3 protein-coding genes are annotated in these 1,698 nt (G+C 61.2%); 1 reads left to right on the top strand and 2 read right to left on the bottom strand.

Annotation, left to right across the window (positions count from 1 at the left end):
• Positions 1-54: 54 nt before the first annotated feature.
• The gene (locus tag A2I95_RS35785) at positions 55-570 is read right to left on the bottom strand and encodes a GPW/gp25 family protein (protein WP_291737290.1); all 516 of its coding nucleotides are present in this window, start codon (positions 568-570) and stop codon (positions 55-57) included.
• 85 nt (positions 571-655) lie between these two features.
• Here A2I95_RS35785 and A2I95_RS35780 point away from each other — a divergent pair, with 85 nt between their 5' ends.
• Positions 656-1,405 carry a helix-turn-helix transcriptional regulator gene (locus A2I95_RS35780; protein ID WP_259993786.1) on the top strand — a complete coding sequence of 250 codons (750 nt, stop codon included), beginning with the start codon at positions 656-658 and terminating at the stop codon, positions 1,403-1,405.
• On the opposite strand, the gene A2I95_RS35775 is transcribed toward A2I95_RS35780, so the two are convergent.
• Positions 1,382-1,698 (bottom strand): hypothetical protein (locus A2I95_RS35775; protein WP_291737289.1); only part of this gene is annotated, 317 nt, incomplete at its 5' end. The two genes, A2I95_RS35780 and A2I95_RS35775, sit on opposite strands and share 24 nt — an antisense overlap.

Raw genomic sequence — 1,698 nt, 5'->3', positions numbered from 1 at the left:
GGACCAAACCCTGAACAGAGAGAACTAATAACCGCGGACTCTACGGGGTGCAGGTCACAGGTCACCCTGCCAGTCGGCCGGCGAACTCCTTCCCTGGAACTTCCAGCCGTCAAGTTGAAAGCCCGGTGCTCTCCAGGCGCTGCTTACGATCAGCTCCAGCTCCGCATAGCCCGGCCGGGCATCCGGAACTTGCACCCGGCCCAGGCTGATGCGCGGTTCCCAAAGGGGCAGCGCCTCGGCCGCCGGCTGAAAGGCATCAACCAGAGTTCCGCCGTTCAACGGCTGGTCGATCACAGCAGGCAAATGGGACCCGTAGTCACGCACCATGGCCAGCGTGCTTTTGGAGGTCGGCAGAATATCAAGGATCGACTGCGCCTGATGCGCATCAACCTCGGAACTCAGCCGGAAGGTGCCGGGCGCGCCGTGCCGCGGGATGGAGCGGGTCGCGATGGCGCCCGGAAGGACGGCCTTGGCAAGATCTCCGGATGGTGCGCCAACCCTGACCCATTCGCCTGTTTCCAGCGGCCGCCGGGAATGGTTTTCTGCGGGCTGCTGGGTCATCCAGGGCATGAGCCGGGTTTCCAGGCCGCCACCGAAATCAACGCGGGCACTGCATTGCCGTGCCGGTTGTTTTATGCAAGATGTTTCGCTAAATATGAAAGATCTTACGCATATGGCGCTTATTCACAAAAAAATCTCCGCGCTTTTGACGGATATGAACCTGTCCAACCGGCAGGCGGCGCTGAAATGCGGGATTCCTTATGGCACTTTCAACAGCGCGCTGAAGAACGAGCGTGAAATCGGCTGGAGCATGCTGGATGCGCTGGCGCGCGGGCTGGGGGTGTCGTTTCACTATTTCTCGTCGGACACTGCGGGTCTCGAGCTGCTGCCGGACCGCCGGGCGGAGGAGGCAGGACGCAAGGCATTTGAAATTCTCAATGCTCAATTGCAATCGGCTGCCCGCTCCCGCCAGTACCGAGGCTGCGACGTGTCGCTGCAGGACTTCCTGGACTGGTGGTTTGCCAACAGCGGCCGTCTGGAAGGCTTTGACCAGCTGCAGCATCAGGTGGACTTGTTCAGCCCGCCGGATGCGGAGAAGAACCGTATTCAGCCGATCAAGTCAGGTCCGGCCAGCCTGGCCTCGATTTGTTTTGAGGTGGCAAGCAGCGAGCAGCTGCGGAGCACCCTGAACGGGTTCAGCGACAGGCTCAATTCTGATCTGGTATTGGCGCACAGCGAGGCGATCAGCCGCGGCGAGCCGGTGATCACCCATCCGTCGATCGACGTGAACCTGCTGAACGGGCGCCGCTTTACCCGGCAGTACCGGCGGGTTCTGGCCCCGGTATATTTGCCGGACGGCAAGCTGATGGTGGCCAATTTCTCACAGGACATCAAATTTGGCTAAGTCGCTTTGCAGCATGTGCTCCATTTCCAGCCGGGACGCGCCGACAAACCATTCGGTGCTGCTGCGCACTTCCGGTTCCGGATCGCGCCACTTCTGCGCCCGCGGAATTGCCCGGCTGAAGCCGTAGACCAGGTCCAGCCGGGCCTGCATGTGGCGATCGGGGATGAAGGCGTAGATCCAGTCCACATCCCATTTCTGGATCGCCAGGATTTGAAAGATCCGCATGAAGGGCTCCAGCCGCTCCGCCCGTCTGCCGCGGTGACCGGGCAGAAAGTTCAGCTCGCCGATATAGG

Source organism: Leisingera sp. F5 (genome assembly GCF_001593695.1).
Note: the sequence above shows the minus strand (reverse complement) of the source record. Positions and strands in the feature narration are given on the sequence as shown.

Coding starts and splice junctions, on each gene's coding strand:
- A2I95_RS35785 (WP_291737290.1), bottom strand. CDS start 570: ATGCCCTGGATGACCCAGCAGCCCGCAGAAAACCATTCCCGGCGGCCG.
- A2I95_RS35780 (WP_259993786.1), top strand. CDS start 656: ATGAAAGATCTTACGCATATGGCGCTTATTCACAAAAAAATCTCCGCG.